The following is a 19,400-nucleotide window of genomic DNA, read 5'->3' on the forward strand; positions in this document are numbered from 1 at the left end:
TCTAGCGTAGTGTCCTTACTCACCTCTCTCATTAACGCTCTATCTATGGCATATAAAAAAACCGAGCTTATTATCGCTCGGTTTTTATGATTCATAATATAAAGACTATTTATTCTTCTGAATCAATCTCGCTATCATGGATCACTGGGTTTTCTGCGTCAGCAACCGAATCTGCTGCCTCTTCCGCTGAAGGTAAATCTGCCTCATCCACTTCTTCAATACGCTGTAAGCCAACGACTTTTTCGTCTTCAGAAGTTCGAATCAAGGTGACGCCTTGTGTGTTACGGCCCACTTGGCTAACCTCAGCGACTCGGGTACGCACCAAGGTACCGGCGTTGGTGATCATCATAAATTCATCGCCTTCTTCAGCTTGAACTGCACCAACAACACTACCATTACGCTCAGAAACTTTGATAGAAACCACGCCTTGAGTACCACGACCTTTGGTCGGATATTCAGATAAGCTGGTGCGCTTACCGTAACCATTTTCTGTCACGGTGAGAACGTCACCTTCCGTCTTCGGCACAATCAATGAAACTACTTGATCGCCATCTGCCAATTTCATACCACGGACACCCGAAGCGGTACGCCCCATAGGACGGACACCTTTGAATTTAATTTCTGGTTGACCGTTTTCATCGAGCACAGGTTGACCATTCTCATCGAATAGCGCGATTTCTTCGGCTTCTTTAAAGCGAACCACTTTACCAAATTTTGAGAACAGCATGATTTCATTATTACCATCAGTGATATCAACCCCAATTAATGAGTCATCATCACGCAGATTGACGGCAATCAAACCATTAGCACGAACATTAGCAAATTGGTCTAATGACGTTTTCTTCACTGTACCATCGCCCGTTGCCATAAAGATAAATTTATCATCACTAAACTCGGTAACCGGAAGAATAGCAGTAATGCGTTCTTCTGCTTCCAATGGCAATAAGTTAACGATAGGTTTACCGCGTGCGGTACGGCTTGCTAGTGGTAATTGATACACTTTCAAGCGATACGTTTTACCACGGGTCGAGAAGCACAGGATATTATCATGCGTGTTCGCAACCAAAAGACGCTCAATGTAGTCTTCGTCTTTCATGCGTGTTGCACTCTTACCTTTGCCGCCTCGACGCTGCGCTTCGTAATCACTGAGTAATTGATACTTCACATAACCTTCATGGGAAAGTGTCACCACCACATCTTCACGTGCGATCAGCTCTTCCATATCAATGTCATGCGTTGCCGCAGTGATTTCGGTACGACGGGCATCACCAAAGTTTGCTTTCGCCATTTCCAGTTCTTCACGAATCACTTCCATTAAGCGTTCGGTATCAGAAAGAATACGAATTAGCTCTGCGATTTCATCCAACAATGCTTTATATTCATCGAGGATTTTCTCATGCTCTAATCCGGTTAAGCGGTGTAGACGTAGATCAAGAATCGCTTGAGCTTGCTGTTCTGTGAGGAAATATTGACCATCACGGATACCGTATTGCGCTTCAAGCCATTCAGGACGCGCGGCATCTGTTCCTGCACGTTCTAACATTGCAGCAACATGACCTAATTCCCAACCTCTTGAAATTAAACCCGCTTTTGCTTCAGCTGGAGTTGGTGCTTTACGAATTAAATCAATAATGTCATCGATATTGGCAAGCGCAAGAGCTAGACCTTCAAGAATATGTGCACGTTCACGCGCTTTACGTAATTCAAAAATAGTCCGGCGAGTCACCACTTCACGGCGGTGGTTCACAAAACATTTCAACATCTCTTTCAGGTTAAAAAGTTTTGGTTGACCATTATCCAGCGCCACCATGTTAATACCAAAGGTGGTTTGCAGTTGAGTGTTCGCGTACAGGTTATTAAGAACCACTTCGCCAACCGCGTCGCGGCGACATTCAATGACAATGCGCATTCCGTCTTTATCGGACTCATCACGCAGCGCACTAATGCCTTCAACTTTTTTCTCTTTGACTAAATCGGCAATCTTTTCAATCAAACGAGCTTTATTCACTTGATACGGAATTTCAGTGACAATAATGGTTTCTTTACCATGTTTATCGGCTTCAATTTCCGCTTTTGAACGCATGTAAACTTTACCGCGCCCAGTTTTGTAAGCATCAACGATTCCTTTACGACCGCTGATTAATGCTGCCGTTGGGAAATCAGGCCCTGGAATATACTCCATAAGCTCATCAATCGTGATGTCTTCATTGTTGATATAGGCCAAGCACCCATCAATAACTTCCGTCAAGTTATGTGGAGGGATATTGGTAGCCATACCAACCGCAATCCCTGACGAACCATTGACTAACAGGTTAGGAATCTTGGTGGGTAAAACCGCAGGAATTTGTTCAGTGCCATCATAGTTAGGCACAAAATCCACGGTTTCTTTATCTAAATCGGCAAGAAGTTCATGGGCCATTTTTGCCATACGAACTTCGGTATAACGCATCGCCGCCGCTGAGTCTCCGTCAATTGAACCAAAGTTACCTTGGCCATCAACTAACATATAGCGGAGTGAGAATGGCTGTGCCATCCGAACAATTGTATCGTAAACCGCACTATCACCATGTGGGTGATATTTACCGATTACGTCCCCTACCACACGGGCAGATTTTTTATATGGTTTATTCCAATCATTACCCAGTACATTCATCGCAAATAAAACGCGACGGTGAACTGGCTTTAGGCCATCACGCACATCGGGAAGAGCACGACCCACGATAACTGACATCGCGTAGTCTAAGTATGAACCTCGAAGCTCATCTTCGATGTTTACGGGCGTGATCTCTTTAGCTAGATCGCTCATAGAGCCATTATCCCTCTACAGTTTGATCGGTATATCCAGACCACATTGAATGTGACTCTAACAACAGAGCCAAACATTACCGATGTATCGCCCGGATAATATTGATACTTATAAGGTTGGAAAATATAACACAAGTTCACCGAGTTCGGCATCACTTTCCCTGTCCTTTTATCAGGTTGTGAGCTTTGTGGGGTATCAAATGCTGAGAAATCACACACTCATCCCATATCCAACTGATAAATGGTTGGTTTTTGCTCAACATTTAACGAATCATCGATAACGGGTGGTATGAATAACGAACCCGGTTATAATGCCACCTTAATTTCTGGATGCATAACACAGGCAATGATAAGCATGACTCAAGCACAAAATGTCGATCCAAACGAAATCAAAAAATTTGAAGAGATGGCTTCACGTTGGTGGGATTTACACGGCGAGTTTAAACCGTTACACCAAATCAACCCATTACGACTTCATTATGTTTTGGAAAACGCCAATGGCCTATTTGGTAAAACTGTGCTTGATGTAGGATGTGGCGGGGGGATTTTAGCGGAAAGCATGGCCAAAGAAGGCGCGCTCGTTACTGGGTTAGATATGGGTAAAGAACCGCTTGAAGTGGCTCGCTTACATGCTTTAGAGACAGGAACCTCTCTCACTTATATCCAGAGTACTGTTGAAGAGCATGCCCAGGAATTTCCCCAACATTATGATGTCGTAACCTGTATGGAAATGCTGGAGCACGTGCCCGACCCACTTTCTGTCGTACGTTCCTGTGCTCAGCTCGTCAAACCGGGGGGACACGTCTTCTTTTCAACACTTAATCGTAATCTTCAGTCTTACTTATTTGCCATTGTGGGCGCTGAACAGTTATTAAAAATTGTCCCACCGGGTACTCATGATCATGCAAAATTCATTCGTCCCTCTGAACTGCTAAAAATGGTAGATAAAACCCCATTACAAGAGCAAGGGATCACTGGCCTACTTTATAATCCACTCACCGATACTTATCGTCTGGGTAAACACGTCGGGGTCAATTATATCCTTCATACTCAATGCCTAAGATAGCATCGTAGAAACTAGCCACGATAAGAGGCTCAGATAGCCAAAATCCAAGCCTCTTGCAAGAAGTCAATTTATCCCAAAAGATCAAGTGATTTTTTTTCTGATCTGGTGAGTAAAAAACCAATATCCAAACCACTATTTTTTACCTTTAACTCTGCCCTTTGATTGTCGGTAAGTAGCTACTAACTGAAAATTTTTCTTTCCCAACTTATCCACAAACTGTGCAAGAACTGTAACTTGCATTCCCCTCTCGATAGCACTATCTTGTAACCCGAACACTGATGCACCCCTACATGTAGTGTTTACTCATACAAGATGTAGGGCGACTTCGAACACAAAGCCAACGTTAAATTTACAAAAACCACACCAAAACACGGCTTTTATCAGTTTTGTTAGGGAAATAAAGCAGAATGAACCAACAACTTACTGTCACCAAACGTGATGGCCGCAAAGAAACTATCGATCTCGATAAAATCCACCGCGTAATCGCATGGGCCGCTGAAGGTCTAGACAACGTCTCTGTATCACAAGTTGAACTGCGTGCTCATATCCAATTTTATGATGGGATCACGACCTCAGATATTCATGAGACGATCATTAAATCGGCAGCCGATCTTATTTCAGAAGAGACCCCAGATTATCAATACCTCGCTGCACGCCTCGCTGTTTTTCACTTGCGTAAAAAAGCTTATGGTCAATACGAGCCGCCAACACTCTTTGATCATGTCTCAGCAATGATAGAAAAAGGCAAATACGACAAACACTTATTGGAAGATTATAGCCAAGAAGAGTTTGCACTGATGAACGAGTTCATCGACCATCGCCGTGATTTGAATTTCTCGTATGCTGCAGTCAAACAGCTCGAAGGAAAATACTTCGTACAAAACCGTGTAACTGGTCAAATCTATGAAAGCGCTCAGTTTTTATACATTTTGGTTGCCGCTTGTTTATTTGCGAAATACCCGAAAGCCACGCGTTTGGATTATATCCAACGTTTTTACGATGCGACTTCAACGTTTAAAATTTCACTACCAACGCCAATTATGGCGGGGGTTCGAACACCAACACGCCAGTTCAGCTCATGTGTATTGATTGAGTGTGGGGATAGCTTAGATTCTATCAATGCAACCGCAAGTTCAATTGTTCGTTACGTCTCTCAGCGCGCAGGTATTGGTATTAATGCTGGACGTATTCGCGCCTTAGGTTCTGAAATTCGTGGGGGAGAAGCCTTCCATACTGGCTGTATTCCTTTTTATAAATATTTCCAAACAGCCGTAAAATGCTGCTCACAAGGTGGCGTACGTGGTGGTGCTGCCACGGTCTTTTACCCACTTTGGCATGGTGAAGCTGAATCACTGCTGGTACTGAAAAATAACCGTGGTGTGGAAGAAAACCGTGTTCGTCATATGGATTACGGCGTTCAGCTAAATAAATTGATGTACACACGTTTAGTTGAAGGCGGCAATATTACGCTGTTCTCTCCTTCCGACGTTCCTGGCCTATACGATGCTTTCTTTGAAGATCAAAATGAATTTGAACGTTTATATGTCCAGTATGAAAATGATCCTTCTATAAAAAAACGCAGTGTAAAAGCAATCGAGATTTTCTCTCTCTTAATGCAAGAACGCGCCTCTACTGGTCGTATTTATATTCAAAACGTCGATCACTGTAATACTCACAGCCCCTTTGATGCGAGTATTGCCCCAGTTCGTCAGTCAAACCTATGCTTAGAAATTGCGTTGCCAACTAAACCATTGACAAATGTAGAGGACGATAGTGGCGAAATCGCGCTCTGTACTCTTTCTGCATTTAATTTGGGAGCAATTAACGAGTTGGATGATTTCCAAGAGCTGGCAGAATTAGTGGTGCGTGCGCTGGATGCACTGCTTGATTATCAAGATTACCCACTCCCTGCAGCACGTAAATCAACCATGAATCGCCGAACTTTAGGGGTTGGTGTCATTAATTACGCTTATTACCTAGCAAAAAATGGCGTAAAATATTCAGATGGTAGCGCCAATGCCCTTACTCACCGCACATTTGAAGCGATGCAATATTATCTCCTCAAAGCATCGGTAAACCTTGCCAAAGAGCAAGGAAGATGTCCGGCATTTGATGAAACAAACTACGCGAAAGGCTTACTCCCTATCGATACCTATAAGAAAGATATTGATCTTATTTGTAATGAAGCTCTGCATTATGATTGGGATGCTCTGCGTAGTGAAATTATGGAATTTGGTTTACGTAACTCGACATTGACTGCTCTGATGCCTTCAGAAACCTCTTCTCAAATTTCGAATGCGACCAACGGTATAGAGCCACCTCGTGGCTATGTGTCTGTCAAAGCCTCTAAAGATGGCATCCTTAAACAGGTGGTTCCTGAATTTACCAAACTCAAAGAGAACTACGAGTTATTGTGGAATATTGGCTCTAATGATGGCTATCTACACTTAGTCGGCATCATGCAAAAATTTGTTGACCAAGCAATTTCTGCTAACACCAACTACGATCCTAGCCAATATGACTCAGGCAAAGTGCCCATGAAGAAGTTATTACAAGACTTACTCACCGCGTACAAGTTTGGAGTTAAAACGCTTTACTACCACAACACTCGTGATGGCGCAAAAGACGATCAAAAAGATGCCGTCCAGCCACAAGATGATGATTGTGCTGGCGGTGGATGTAAGATCTAATTTTGCCGCTCTCCTCATAAATAGGGCATGATATGCCCTATTTATGAGAATAAAACGTTACTCACTGATGATTTGTATGCTGCTTGATTAAACAAGTGGCGAAACGGATGAAACACTATGGCTTACAGTACTTTTACCCAGAAAAAAAATAACCAACTTAAAGAACCCATGTTTCTTGGCCAGTCAGTTAATGTGGCTCGCTACGATCAACAAAAATATGAAATTTTCGAGAAACTCATTGAGAAACAACTCTCTTTCTTCTGGCGTCCGGAAGAAGTAGATGTCTCTAGCGATCGTATTGATTATGGTAAGCTACCAGAGCACGAAAAGCATATTTTCATTTCCAATCTTAAATACCAAACACTACTGGATTCGATTCAAGGTCGTAGCCCAAACGTTGCTCTATTACCTTTAGTTTCACTACCTGAACTGGAAACGTGGATCGAGACTTGGTCATTTTCTGAAACGATCCACTCTCGTTCTTACACTCATATTATTCGAAATATCGTCAACGATCCGGCTGTTGTCTTTGATGATATTGTTGAAAATGAACATATTCTTAAACGAGCAAAAGACATAGCCCACTATTACGATGACTTAATCCAATATACGAACGATTACCATCGTTTGGGTGAAGGTTCTCATCAGATCAATGGTAAAACTATTGACGTGAACCTTATGGAGTTGAAGAAGAAACTGTATTTATGCCTCATGTCAGTCAATGCTCTTGAAGCCATTCGTTTTTACGTCAGCTTTGCGTGTTCCTTTGCTTTTGCTGAGCGTGAACTGATGGAAGGGAATGCCAAAATTATCAAGCTGATCGCTCGTGATGAAGCTCTCCATCTTACGGGGACCCAGCACATGATCAATTTACTGCGTAATGGTATTGATGATTTTTCATTCTTACAAATTGCAGAAGAGTGTAAGCAGCAGTGCTTTGATCTCTTTAAAGAAGCCGCGGAACAGGAAAAAGAATGGGCCGCTTATCTCTTTAAAGATGGCTCAATGATAGGGTTGAACCGCGATATTCTCTGCCAATATGTCGAATACATTACCAATATTCGCATGCAGGCGGTTGGCTTAGAGGCTGCCTATCCTAATGCAACCACCAATCCAATTCCTTGGATCAACGCTTGGTTGTCATCGGATAATGTACAAGTGGCTCCACAGGAAGCCGAGATTAGCTCCTATTTAGTGGGTCAAATTGATAATGAAGTAAAAGCCGATGATTTTGAGGGCTTCGAACTGTAATGGCCAGCCTTAAGATCAACAAAATATTGACCATTGAATCCAACACATCCAATACTTTACTTGAAAGTATGGAGCATGCAGGGTTACAACCAGAATACAATTGTCGAGATGGCCACTGTGGTGCTTGTCGTTGTACTTTGATTTCGGGTGAAGTGGAATATGTTGGTTTTGCGATGGCTTATACACAAGGTAATGAGATTTTACCTTGTGTCTGTAAAGCAAAAAGCGCGCTTGAATTGGAGAATGTTAAATACTTTCCCAAAGCCAAACGCGCTTAATCGCTTTATTCTCAAGCCAGAGCTAGACTCTGGCTTGTTTTTTACCAAACAGCAAACTATCCGCCGTGTTCACTGATACCGATTTATTTGCCACTTCTCGCCCATCATCATCAAACAACGATAATTGATAGCCATAACCAACCTTTAAGGGTTCTTCTGATGGAGCATGACGCCAAAGTGAAGTCATATCTTGAGGATGGTTGACTAACGCCTCACCTAATATCACTTTCTGACTGGCAATTTTATACCATACGATAATTTTTGATTGATGGAACATCACAGCCTCCTGCCGAAATGATTCAAACCGACATTGATTGATAAACAAGATTAAGTTTACAAACAAATCGCTATCTCGTATGAATCAATTCAGGCTGTTCAATAACACTCTCAACGAATCAGACAGTTACCTTTTAGACGAATTATGCATAGATATAACACAATACAATAAAGTCCAGTAATAAGATTATTTTTCAATATCTTAGGAAGATGAATCCCTATTTTTTATGACGGTATTTTCAATGCATGGGCAGGTAAATGCATTTCTTTCACGACCGTCACAGAACCGTAATGTGTGAAGACGGGTTTCCCCGAAAGATAGCGACGCAACATATCACCCGCAATGGTGCTAATCAGCTCTTTTTGCTCAGGCAGTGAATAAGCACGATTGAAAGTCAGTTGTTGTCCCCACTCACCATGTGGCGTTGATAAGGCGACACAAAACGTATCCTGATACAAAGGCCCTGTGACAAGAGCGAGATCCGTTGAACATTTATCTTTAGTCGCTCCCGCTAGCGCAAAAATAGCCGCAAGAGGATCTTTTTCACCTAACCCCGACTCAACCTGATGGCTTAATATCCAGCTGTGCCCACTGAGCTGCTCAATCTGTCTATTGCTGAGTAGCCACTGCGACAGCCAACCTTTGGTTGCTTGCTCAGCTATCGATAGAGAGAATCCTTTGTCGGCCATCAAATGCCCGAGATGATCCAACATAGGTTCATCAATACTCACCACATAAGGTTCAATCAGAGAATGGATGATCTGCATGAGCTTAACGCGTTTTGCCAAATCTTGACGGAGACCAAATAGCTTAATCTCAATAAAGGGCAAATATGAACGGTAACCCAACCAATACCCTTCAGGTAGCTGAAGTTTCACCAAACGATCGGATAAACCAGATTCTGAACTACCAAATGTATACAACTTGCTGCATTCAAGACCAACCTGCTGAGGAAAATTCTGCTTTAAATCAGGAAGAATTTGCTCACTGACCATGCGCTTAAACTCTTTTGGCACACCAGGAGTAAAGTAAAACCAGCAATCGTTGATCTGCATTTTAAAGCCACATGCAGTGCCGATGGGGTTATCCAAAATCGTTGATTTTTCCGGCAACATCGCCTGCTTCAAATTACTTTCTGGCATCACTTTTTGTCGACGGGCAAAGAAAGCTTCTAACTTAGTCAACCATTCCGAAAAGAGAACCAGAGATTGTTCCGCCGCTTGTGCCGCTGCAACAGCACTCAGATCATCACTCGTGGGCCCTAAGCCACCGTTTACAATAACGACATCATTATTGAAACTGAGCATCAATAATTCTTCCGTTAATACAGTCTGACTATCGCCAACAGTTGAACGCTTAAGGAGACTAAACCCATTTTCGAAAAATAGACGGGAAAGCCAAGCCGCATTGGTATCAAGGATGTCGCCGTGTAAGACCTCTTCTCCCGTACTTAGCATCGCTATTTTGAGCATAATTAACCCTTATTCTATTAGTGGAGAGTTAAGAGGCCTTAACTCTCTCCTCTTTTTTCGCCGTTCAGTATACCTAAATATCTCCTGAACCTGCGACAATTACTCAACAAAACCACCACAACCTTAAGTCATCGTTAGGGTTACACGGTAAAGTTTGGAAAATATATATTGTTTAACCTTGGCTTAAATCAACGGGTTGTCACTTTATCGGCAAAAGCCAGCATCTCTTTTGTGCGTGAGGTAAAATTATCGCATCTTTATCTTAACGCCTATTACAAAAATTGACTCACATCAATCTTTATTAGCAATAAACCCCTACACTCAAAAGTAATAACCCATTCGGTAATGTTCTGGAGGCCGTTATGAATTGTACCTTTATTGTAAACTTTGTTGGCACAGCCACAGCTGCCACGATTAAACAGCTTGCCGCCATTACCCATGAAAATGATGGTAAGTGGCTAATAAGTAAAGTGAATTTTATTGAAAACCAAGTAGCAGCCGTCATTAAAGTCGAGATACCACTGGATAAAGCTTCTGTCGTAAAAGAAGCTTTTCAATCACACCCTGACCTTCTCGTTCAAATTGTTGATTGCGAAATCAGTACCAATAAAGAAGAGTCCATTTATCAAGTTCGCTTAGATGCGAATGACCGCTTTGGTATCGTCAATGAAATCACTCATTTGTTGGATGGGCAAGGTATTGGCATTTTGGATATGGACTGTCAACGCGTGTTCTTAGCTGGTGGCGGTGGTGTTAGTTCAAGCCTATTTAGTGCGACTATGGCAATTCGTTTGCCCGCTGAGATCAACATTGAAGATGTGGCGAAGGAGCTGGAGGCTCTCAGTGAAGATACTCGAGTCGTCATTGAGTCGTAAGTATCATTGAGAAAATTGAAAAATAGGGAGATTTATCTCCCTATTTTAATATTACCGATGCACCGACCACTGTGATAATGAGCGTTTAAAATCTTGATAACCAAATTCGTTCAGCTTCTCAATTTTTCCATCTCTGCGCTCACAATATACCGATGGCATTTTCAAGCCATTGAACCAGTTGAGTTTCACCATGGTGTAACCCGCGCTATCAAGAATATGCAGTTTCTGCCCCACTTTCAGTGGTTCATCAAACTTCGCCACACAAAACTGGTCTCCCGCTAAACAAGAGCATGAGCCAATCACATATTCGTACTGGCCATTCTCGCTTGCTTCCAGTACCGATGCTGGCTCTTTGTAGATCAACGTATCCAAACGGTGCGCTTCAGTTGCCGAGTCAACAATAGCGGTTTTCATCCCATTCTCAACGATATCAACAACTGTCACCACAAGATCGGTCGTTTTCGTGATCACTGCTTCACCGGGTTCAAGATAAAGCTGCACACCGTGCTTTTCAGCGAAAGCTTTGAGCGCTAAACCCAGTTTCTCAACATCGTAACCAGGCCAAGTAAAGAACACGCCTCCGCCTAGGCTCACCCAATCTAGCCTATTCAGGTAGTCACCAAAACGTTCTGAAATGGAATTCAGCAGGCTGATAAACGCATCCACATCTTTATTCTCACAGTTCATGTGGAACATGACGCCATTGATGGTCTCAAAGACGGCTGGATCAATGTGATCCGCTTGTACTCCTAAGCGAGAAAACTGACGAGCTGGGTTGGCCAGATCTTGTCCGGCATAACTTACACCGGGATTAAGGCGCAAACCTAACGAGGCTTTCCCTTCCACCAGATGACGATAAGCTGAGAGCTGAGATTGAGAGTTAAAAATCATTTTGTCACAGATATCAGCAACCTCTCTCACATCCTCTTCACTATATCCCACACTGTAAGCATGAGTTTCGCCGCCAAAAGTTTCATAACCCAATTTGACTTCAAAGGGACCAGAGCTGGTGGTTCCATCCAAATAGGGTTTTATCAGGTCAAAGACCCCCCATGTAGAAAAACACTTTAACGCTAACACCAACTTCACCCCTGAAATCTCTTTGAGTTGCTTGGCAATTTCTAAGTTAGCGATCAATTTACTTTCATCGATCATGAAGTAAGGCGTTTTTAATTCGCTCTTTTGCATTTTATCTGCTCCGATGCCGTCTAGAACGACACCTTGTGAATCTTTATATGGAAAAACAGTCATCACACTCAGTGATGACTGTTTTTGATTTTACTCAAGATACGTTTACTTAAGAATATTAATGACGGGTTCACCCGGTTCTAGCTCAAGAATTTCCCAATCCAAACCGATTGACGGCATGGTTTCTAGGAATGGATCTGGGTTAAGTTGCTCGATGTTAAACACACCAGCGTCAGCCCAATCACCTCGGAAAAATTGCAACGCAGCAGTAATAGCAGGAACACCTGTGGTATAAGCAATCGCCTGATGCTCAACATCTTGATAAGCCACTTCGTGATCCGCATTGTTGTATATAAAAACACTGCGGGGTTCACCATTTTTCTGACCTTGAACCCAAGTGCCGATACAGGTTAACCCTGTATAGCCGGGTGCTAATGAGGTTGGATCTGGCAACAATGCTTTTAATACCTGTAATGGTTGAACGACAGTACCATCTTGCAATGTCAGCGGATCAGGGCTTAGCAGACCGATGTCACGCATACAGTTAAAGTAGTTCAAGTAACGGTCACCAAAGCCCATCCAAAACTCAATGCGTTTGGCTGGAATGAACTCTTTTAATGAACGCACTTCATCGTGCGCCATTGAGTACACTTTAAATGGACCACATTTTGGGAAATCAAATTCCATCATACGGGTATGACAAGGTACCTGTTTCCACTCGCCTTCTTCCCAATAAAAGGAATCGCCCTGAATTTCCAGCATATTCGTTTCTGGATCAAAGTTCGTAGCAAATTTCTTACCGTGATCACCCGCATTAATGTCCATCACATCAATGGAATCGATCTCATCGAAGAGGTGTTTAGCCGCATAAGCGGCAAACACACTCACCACGCCCGGATCAAACCCAGCACCAAGGATACCTGTGCTCCCCGCTTGTTTAAATTTCTCACGAAAAGCCCATTGCGGGTCATACGCTTCTGGGACTTGCTGCCCTTCAGAGCACAAATCAACCGCAACCGACGTATCTAGGTAGGATACACTTGCCCGGTAACAGGCTTCCATAATGGGTACGTTAACCCAAGGAGGACCAGCATTGATGACTAGATCAGGCTGAACCGCTTTGATTAACGCGACCAATGCGTCTACATCGTCAGCATCTACTGAACGAGCTTCTAGTTTCTTAGTTGAATCTTTTAAATTCTGTTTACCTTTAATCGATTCAATGATTTTCTCACACTTCTCAATAGAACGAGAAGCAATGGTAATATCACCCAGCACGTCGTTGTTCTGCGCTGCTTTATGTGCAACGACCCAACCAACACCGCCCGCACCAATCTGTAGAATTGACATAGTCTCCGTTTACCTTTATTTCGCTAGCTCAACCGCTAGAGTTTCAATTTTAGCCAGTAAAGATTCGAAGTCCGAAATCTTCAAGCATGGGTTCAAGATTGTGAATTTCAAGGCAGTTTTGCCATCCACAATGGTCTCGCCAAGAACAGCGACACCACGTATCAAGGCCTGTAGACGAACTTGCTTATTCAGTTCATCACAATCAGACGCTTGACTGTTTACCGCGCGGAATAACACGGTAGACAAAGATGGTTCAGCCAAAAGCTCAAAAGCTTTATGCTGACGAACCAAATTAGCCACTTGTTGAGTTTGCTCAAGTAAGTGGTCATACATTGCGCCCATTTTTTTAGGACCTATGTTTTGCATGGTCATAAACACTTTTAGCGCATCAAAGCGTTTTGTGGTTGCGATGGATTTATCAACCAAGTTTGGCAAGGTATCGTGCTCACGGTTCAAGTAGTCCGCATGATGCAGTAAGAACTTGAAATGGTGTTTATCTTTCAGCAATAGAGCACCACAACTGATGGTTTGGAAAAAGAGTTTATGAAAATCTACGCTCACGGACTGAGCACGCTCGATACCATTTAGACGATTTTTATGACTGCTCAAAATCAGAGCGCCGCCATAAGCACTATCCACATGCATCCACATTTCGTGTTTGTCAGCGACATCCGCGATAGTCATCAGATCATCAATTGCACCATGATCCGTTGTCCCCGCAGTGCCTACCACAGCAAATGGAATCAGGCCTTCCGCCTTCGCTTGTGCAACGACAGCGTCTAGCTTAGTCACATCCATCGTACCGTTTGGTAGCGCGTCAACCGTGAGGATAGCTTTCTCACCTAGGCCCATCCAAGAAGCAGACTTCTGAACAGTGAAGTGAGATTTCTTCGAGCACACAATCCGCAGTTTGTCCGCGTACTCTGGCAGACCCAGTTTCTGAATCGAGTGACCGCTCAGTTTATCGGCAATCCAGTCGCGAGCCAACATCAGGCCCATTTGGTTGCTCTGTGTACCGCCGCTGGTGAAGATACCGTCCGCTTGTGTACCCAGTTCAAACTTATCACACATCCAGTCAATCACTTTCTGCTCAACAAACGTTGCTGCAGAAGACTGATCCCATGAATCCATTGATTGGTTCAGCGATGCGATGATCGCTTCCGCAACAACGGAAGGCATCAGTGGTGGCGTGTGCAGGTGCGCAATGCAGTCTGGGTGCTGAACGATGATTGAGTTCTTCGCAACCAGTTCCGCAGTGTCAGAGATCACATCTTTCAGCGATGCAGTTTTGTTATCCAGATCAACCGCGTAAATCGCTTCTTCCAGCGCTTTCGGATCGATGCCTGAATACGGCGCGTTCACTTCTTCAAACACAGCTTTCATTGCAGCGGTCGTGTGGTTCATCACTTGTGAGAACTCTTGGCTGCCCATGTGACCGGTGTGAATGAAGTGCTTTTTCCACTCTTGGTTTGCTTGTTCTGGATCTTTCTTACCGCCACCCGCAGCAAGAATGGCCACTTCCAACGTGCGCAGAGCAAAGTCGATCTGTTCAAAGGAAATAATCATAGGAGGAAGAAAACGAATAACCGAACCTTCACGTCCTCCTTTTTCGACCATCAAACCACGCTCCAGCGCCGCTCGTTGAATCGCTAAAGTCAGATCTGGTGCCGCTTTGGGCTCACCAAATTTATTCAATTCTCCGCTTGGATCTTGAATTTCTAGCCCCAACATCAGGCCTTTACCTCGGACTTCTGCAACACAGTTAACGCGGCTTTGAATTTTTTCCAGCCCCATACGTAGGTATTGACCTGCAATATTCGCGTGCTCAACCAGATTATCTCGTTCAATGATTTCCAGCGCTTTCGCCCCAGAGACCATTGCCAATTGATTACCGCGGAAAGTTCCAGTGTGCTCACCCGGTCGCCAAGTGTCATGCTGTTTCTTAATCACTAACAATGACATGGGTAAGCCACCGCCGATCGCTTTTGACAAGCACAGAATATCTGGCACAATCCCCGCTTCTTCAAAAGCAAAGTGATAGCCTGTTTTACCTACACCACACTGAATTTCATCGAAAATCAATAAGATACCATATTCATCACAAATTCGACGCAGCTCGCGTAGCCAAAAAGCCGGGGCTGGAATCACACCGCCTTCTCCTTGTACTGGCTCAACAATGATTGCCGCTGGCTTCATAATGCCCGCTTCATCGTCATTCAACAGGCGTTCAATATAACGAATACTCGCTTTCGCCCCTTCATCGCCCCCCAAACCAAATGGACAACGCAGGGTATAGGGAAAAGGCATGAAGTGCACATCAGACATCAGCCCAGTCCGACGAGATTTAGTATTAAGGTTGCCCATCATTCCCATGGTGCCATTGGTCATACCATGGTAAGCCCCACGAAAAGCAAACATGGTGTTACGACCCGTGGTTTGCTTTGCTAGCTTAATTGCCGCTTCTACAGCATCGGCACCGGATGGCCCACAAAATTGAATAACGCAGTTGTTGCCCAACTCTTCAGGCAAAAATCGCTTCACCGTTTTGATGAAATGGGTTTTCGCTTTTGTTGCAATATCCAGAGTTTGGTAAGGAAGCCCTGAATCCAACTGCTCTTTCAAAGCTTGGTTAATTTCAGGGTGGTTATACCCTAATGCCAATGTTCCCGCCCCGGCCAAACAATCTAAATACAGTTGGCCACGCGTGTCTTCCACTAGGCAACCATATGCTTGTTTGATCGCAATCGGTAAACGTCGAGGATAAGATCGAACTTCAGATTCATGCTCGACTTGATCAAGCAGAACATCATCTAATGTCAGATCATAAGTACCTTCAACAATTGGTACTTGGTTGGAAAAATAGGTTGCGATAGTATTATCGACTTCAAAGGCTGTACTCATCTTTGTCCCCTTGAAATGGTTAATATTCTGTGCATTTCCCATCACAAAATTAAAAAGGGAAATGACAAATAGCAAAAGTTCCGAACGTGTCAGAAGACAAAGTCGGAATACGGGCCATCACAACGATGGCAAGTCACTAAAACAGAGAATCAAGGCTCGGTTATGCTGCTGTCCTGATGGACTGGGCATAAAGGATGAACAAAGCTGAATAATGTGTGTTGTAAGTAATTAAGTGAGTTCAATGTTGGGTTTCCCATTCACATGCTGTTCCAACAGCAAGAGTATCCCGTCTATCAGTAAAAGGACTTACTGATACCTACCCTACGTAGTGTCACAATCAGCCTGAATGGTCACTACGCGTATCCCCCAGAATCATCGTCCGAGATTGCTGCGGAAGTTAACATAGAATTGGCGATATTCGCAACGATTTTCATCAATGATTTACCACAATAAACACAACATTCATAAACACCAGTGATGAATATGCTTATTTTTCACTCTTATCACACGAAATTTCATGTATCACCTCTGCTGACAGCTTGTAGCCGAAAGAGGGGAAGATAAAAAAACCTGCTAGCAAAGCAGGTTTCTTTACAAAAGAAGGTCGTTAATCTTTTTTCTGGTTATCAAGCACTTCTTTTGATGGCATATGACGGCTCGCTAACTCATGGGTTTTTAGGTTATAGCGTTCTTTAATCACATCTTTCACCACGCCATCCCATTGAGGAACACCGACGAAATAGCTCGCGCGCGCTAAGACGTGAGCTGCAATCGGAGCCGTTAAAATGACAAAGAAGACCACCGCTAATGCTCGGACGACAAAGGCAATATCCCCCCAGTTCACCACAGAGAATGCTAATACCATCAACCCAACCCCTAATGCTCCCGCTTTAGTGGTGGCATGCATTCGTGTCAAAAGATCTGGCATACGGTTAAGGCCTATTCCCGCTAATAGCATTAAAAATGAGCCAGAGAGCACCAGAATGGCAATAATAAAATCAATCATCATCTCTATTCCCTCTCTTTTCCAAGTATCGAGAAAACCCTACCGCAGCCATAAAAGAGGTTAAAGCCAGCACAATTGCAACATCAATAAAGTAAGGTTGCTGATACCGGATACTGTACAGCACAACAATCCCCACGGTGAGTGAAGCCATCAGCTCCAATGCCACAACTCTATCTGGCAATGACGGCCCTTTTAGTAAACGAACCGTTGCTAGAACTAAGCTCAGTGCCAGCATTGCAAAACAGAGGGTATAGACAATATCCAACATGATACTTTACCCCAATAAATCAATGACGCGTGCTTCAAGACGCTTGAATTCTTCAATTTGACGAGTTTCATCTTCAAAATACATAAGATGAACATACAAAACACTTTTATCTGTTGCGACATCTAAAGCCAAAGAACCCGGTGTTACGGTAATTAAAGTTGCAAAGATTGTTATTGCACCGTCATCTCTCAGATCTAAAGGAATTGCAATCACAGCAGGCTTCATTAAGTGTGTTGGTGTTAAGACATCATAAGCTACACGCCCATTGGCTTTGATTAGATCCCAAATAAAAAATAAGCCAAAGCTAATGACTTTCGGTAATTTTTTAAAGTAAGCCTCAAAGGTCGAACTATCTCGCAACAAATAAGCAAGGATCACATAGCTCATGATCATCCCAGCAAATAAATTGGAAATAGTATAGCTCCCAGAAAGCACTAACCACACCAAAGCAAGCAACATGTTCCATCCAAAGGCTTTCATGGTTGGCCTCCTAATACGGCGTCAATATACCCTTGTGGATTCATGATCTGCTCAGCAGCTAAACTGGCTAACTGTACAAACCACTCAGCACATAAACCGATCGTAACGGTGACTCCAGCCATTAATATGATTGGAAGATAGAGACAAAAGCGCTCACTATCTGACAATGGCGGTTTGGTTTCAGCAGATTCGGGCAACGGTTTCCAGAAGGCTTCAGCCCAAATTTTAACCATAGAATAGAGTGTTAATAATCCCACAGCTAAAGCTGCGGCAACCATCAACCACGCTTGAACCTCTATCCCGGATTTAATCACCACAAATTTAGCAAAAAAACCGGACAGTGGTGGTATCCCAGCTAAAGACATAGCAGGGATTGCGAATAAAAAGGCTAAAAAAGGAGCAGATTTATAAAGACCACCTAACTTTTCAAGATGATAGCTGCCATGCAAACGATGCATTACCCCGCTGACTAAAAAAAGGTTCGTCTTCACCACAATATGGTGGAAAAGATAAAAAATTCCTCCCATGATTGCTAAAGGCGTAAACAAAGCCAGCCCCACGATCATATAACCAATTTGACTCACAATATGAAAAGAAAGTATTCGTCTCACTTCATACTGTGCTGCGGCTCCTAATACTCCCGTCACCATCGTTAGAATTCCCATCCACAATAAAAGCGTATGGTGAGTAAAAGCGATATCCCCAATAAATATAACGCTGAAGACTCGATATAAGGCATACACTCCCACTTTGGTCAGTAAGCCAGCAAATACCGCAGAGATAGCGACAGGCGGCGTATGATAAGAAGCGGGTAACCAAAAAAAGAGAGGGAAAGCCGCTGCTTTTATTCCAAAAGCCACTAAAAATAGCAGGGAGATAACAGTAATCACCCCCGAGTTATCAGACTGAGCTAATTTGCTTCCAAGATCTGCCATATTTAAAGTGCCAGCGTAAGCGTACAATAAACCCACCGCACTCAAAAACAAGGCTGATGACAACAGATTAAGGGTAACGTATTTCAATGCACCTTCCATTTGGGCGCGCTCTCCTCCGAGGATCAACAGCCCAAAGGAAGCAACCAGCATGACTTCAAACCACACATAAAGGTTAAAAATATCACCCGTCAAAAAAGCGCCTATAACCCCAGCGAGCATCAAATGCAACAAAGGATAAAACCCAAAAGCCTCTCGCTCGGCATCCATCGTAGCCAACGCATAAATGGCAATACAAAAAGCAACAAACGCGGAGACGGTGACCATTATTACAGTGAGGAGATCCGCGACCAGTGAAATCCCAAAAGGTGCATGCCAATCACCTAAATAAGCCACTTGGATACCGTTGTTATACACCTCATGGAATAGCATCAACGCCGAAATCAACAAAATAGAATTGGCGAAGACACTAACCCAACGCTGAAGAGTACGATGCCGCCAAATAATCATGGATAGGGCAGCGGCAAACATAGGTACGAGAATAGGCATTAGTAGCATCAT

General features: G+C 43.5%; 15 protein-coding genes. 5 read left to right on the top strand and 10 right to left on the bottom strand.

Going from position 1 to position 19,400, the window contains the following annotated elements; all coding sequences use genetic code 11:
- Nucleotides 1-109: 109 nt before the first annotated feature.
- A complete protein-coding gene (gene gyrA, locus EXA13_RS06055) occupies nucleotides 110-2,806 on the bottom strand; it encodes a DNA topoisomerase (ATP-hydrolyzing) subunit A (protein ID WP_238132381.1) in 2,697 nt (898 codons plus the stop codon).
- 354 nt (nucleotides 2,807-3,160) lie between these two features.
- Here gyrA and ubiG point away from each other — a divergent pair, with 354 nt between their 5' ends.
- From ubiG to yfaE, 4 genes are all read left to right on the top strand, one after another.
- Entirely contained in the window at nucleotides 3,161-3,871 is a 711-nt protein-coding gene (ubiG, locus tag EXA13_RS06060) for a bifunctional 2-polyprenyl-6-hydroxyphenol methylase/3-demethylubiquinol 3-O-methyltransferase UbiG (protein WP_238132451.1), read from the top strand.
- Between the two features lie 407 nt (nucleotides 3,872-4,278).
- Complete coding sequence (nrdA, locus tag EXA13_RS06065; protein ID WP_238132382.1) at nucleotides 4,279-6,561, top strand: class 1a ribonucleoside-diphosphate reductase subunit alpha; 2,283 nt, start codon at nucleotides 4,279-4,281, stop codon at nucleotides 6,559-6,561.
- A gap of 117 nt (nucleotides 6,562-6,678) precedes the next feature.
- The gene (gene nrdB / locus EXA13_RS06070; protein ID WP_238132383.1) at nucleotides 6,679-7,812 is read left to right on the top strand and encodes a class Ia ribonucleoside-diphosphate reductase subunit beta; all 1,134 of its coding nucleotides are present in this window, start codon (nucleotides 6,679-6,681) and stop codon (nucleotides 7,810-7,812) included.
- On the top strand, nucleotides 7,812-8,090 hold the full coding sequence (yfaE, locus tag EXA13_RS06075; protein ID WP_238132384.1) for a class I ribonucleotide reductase maintenance protein YfaE: 279 nt from the start codon (nucleotides 7,812-7,814) through the stop codon (nucleotides 8,088-8,090). Before nrdB ends, yfaE begins: the two co-directional genes overlap by 1 nt.
- 22 nt (nucleotides 8,091-8,112) lie before the next feature.
- Here yfaE and EXA13_RS06080 read toward each other — a convergent pair whose 3' ends face one another.
- Nucleotides 8,113-8,367, bottom strand: coding sequence for a hypothetical protein (locus tag EXA13_RS06080; RefSeq protein WP_238132385.1), 255 nt, complete (start codon nucleotides 8,365-8,367; stop codon nucleotides 8,113-8,115).
- Between the two features lie 224 nt (nucleotides 8,368-8,591).
- Complete coding sequence (locus EXA13_RS06085) at nucleotides 8,592-9,839, bottom strand: CinA family nicotinamide mononucleotide deamidase-related protein (RefSeq protein WP_238132386.1); 1,248 nt, start codon at nucleotides 9,837-9,839, stop codon at nucleotides 8,592-8,594.
- A gap of 362 nt (nucleotides 9,840-10,201) precedes the next feature.
- Here EXA13_RS06085 and EXA13_RS06090 point away from each other — a divergent pair, with 362 nt between their 5' ends.
- Nucleotides 10,202-10,714, top strand: a complete 513-nt coding sequence (locus tag EXA13_RS06090; protein WP_238132387.1) for a glycine cleavage system protein R — start codon at nucleotides 10,202-10,204, stop codon at nucleotides 10,712-10,714.
- A gap of 51 nt (nucleotides 10,715-10,765) precedes the next feature.
- Here the strand turns inward: EXA13_RS06090 and nspC are convergent, their stop codons facing one another.
- From nspC to EXA13_RS06125, 7 genes are all read right to left on the bottom strand, one after another.
- On the bottom strand, nucleotides 10,766-11,902 hold the full coding sequence (gene nspC, locus EXA13_RS06095; RefSeq protein ID WP_238132452.1) for a carboxynorspermidine decarboxylase: 1,137 nt from the start codon (nucleotides 11,900-11,902) through the stop codon (nucleotides 10,766-10,768).
- Between the two features lie 105 nt (nucleotides 11,903-12,007).
- Nucleotides 12,008-13,252 carry a carboxynorspermidine synthase gene (locus EXA13_RS06100; protein WP_238132388.1) on the bottom strand — a complete coding sequence of 415 codons (1,245 nt, stop codon included), beginning with the start codon at nucleotides 13,250-13,252 and terminating at the stop codon, nucleotides 12,008-12,010.
- A 15-nt stretch (nucleotides 13,253-13,267) separates the two neighbouring features.
- Nucleotides 13,268-16,153, bottom strand: coding sequence for a pyridoxal phosphate-dependent class III aminotransferase (locus EXA13_RS06105; RefSeq protein ID WP_238132389.1), 2,886 nt, complete (start codon nucleotides 16,151-16,153; stop codon nucleotides 13,268-13,270).
- Between the two features lie 607 nt (nucleotides 16,154-16,760).
- Nucleotides 16,761-17,162, bottom strand: a complete 402-nt coding sequence (gene mnhG, locus EXA13_RS06110; RefSeq protein ID WP_238132390.1) for a monovalent cation/H(+) antiporter subunit G — start codon at nucleotides 17,160-17,162, stop codon at nucleotides 16,761-16,763.
- A complete protein-coding gene (locus EXA13_RS06115; RefSeq protein WP_238132391.1) occupies nucleotides 17,152-17,427 on the bottom strand; it encodes a monovalent cation/H+ antiporter complex subunit F in 276 nt (91 codons plus the stop codon). Before EXA13_RS06115 ends, mnhG begins: the two co-directional genes overlap by 11 nt.
- 6 nt (nucleotides 17,428-17,433) lie before the next feature.
- Nucleotides 17,434-17,907, bottom strand: a complete 474-nt coding sequence (locus tag EXA13_RS06120; RefSeq protein WP_238132392.1) for a Na+/H+ antiporter subunit E — start codon at nucleotides 17,905-17,907, stop codon at nucleotides 17,434-17,436.
- The gene (locus EXA13_RS06125; protein WP_430794469.1) at nucleotides 17,904-19,400 is read right to left on the bottom strand and encodes a Na+/H+ antiporter subunit D; all 1,497 of its coding nucleotides are present in this window, start codon (nucleotides 19,398-19,400) and stop codon (nucleotides 17,904-17,906) included. Before EXA13_RS06125 ends, EXA13_RS06120 begins: the two co-directional genes overlap by 4 nt.

The organism is Vibrio cincinnatiensis (genome assembly GCF_022113815.1).
Classification (GTDB): Bacteria; Pseudomonadota; Gammaproteobacteria; order Enterobacterales; family Vibrionaceae; genus Vibrio; species Vibrio cincinnatiensis_A.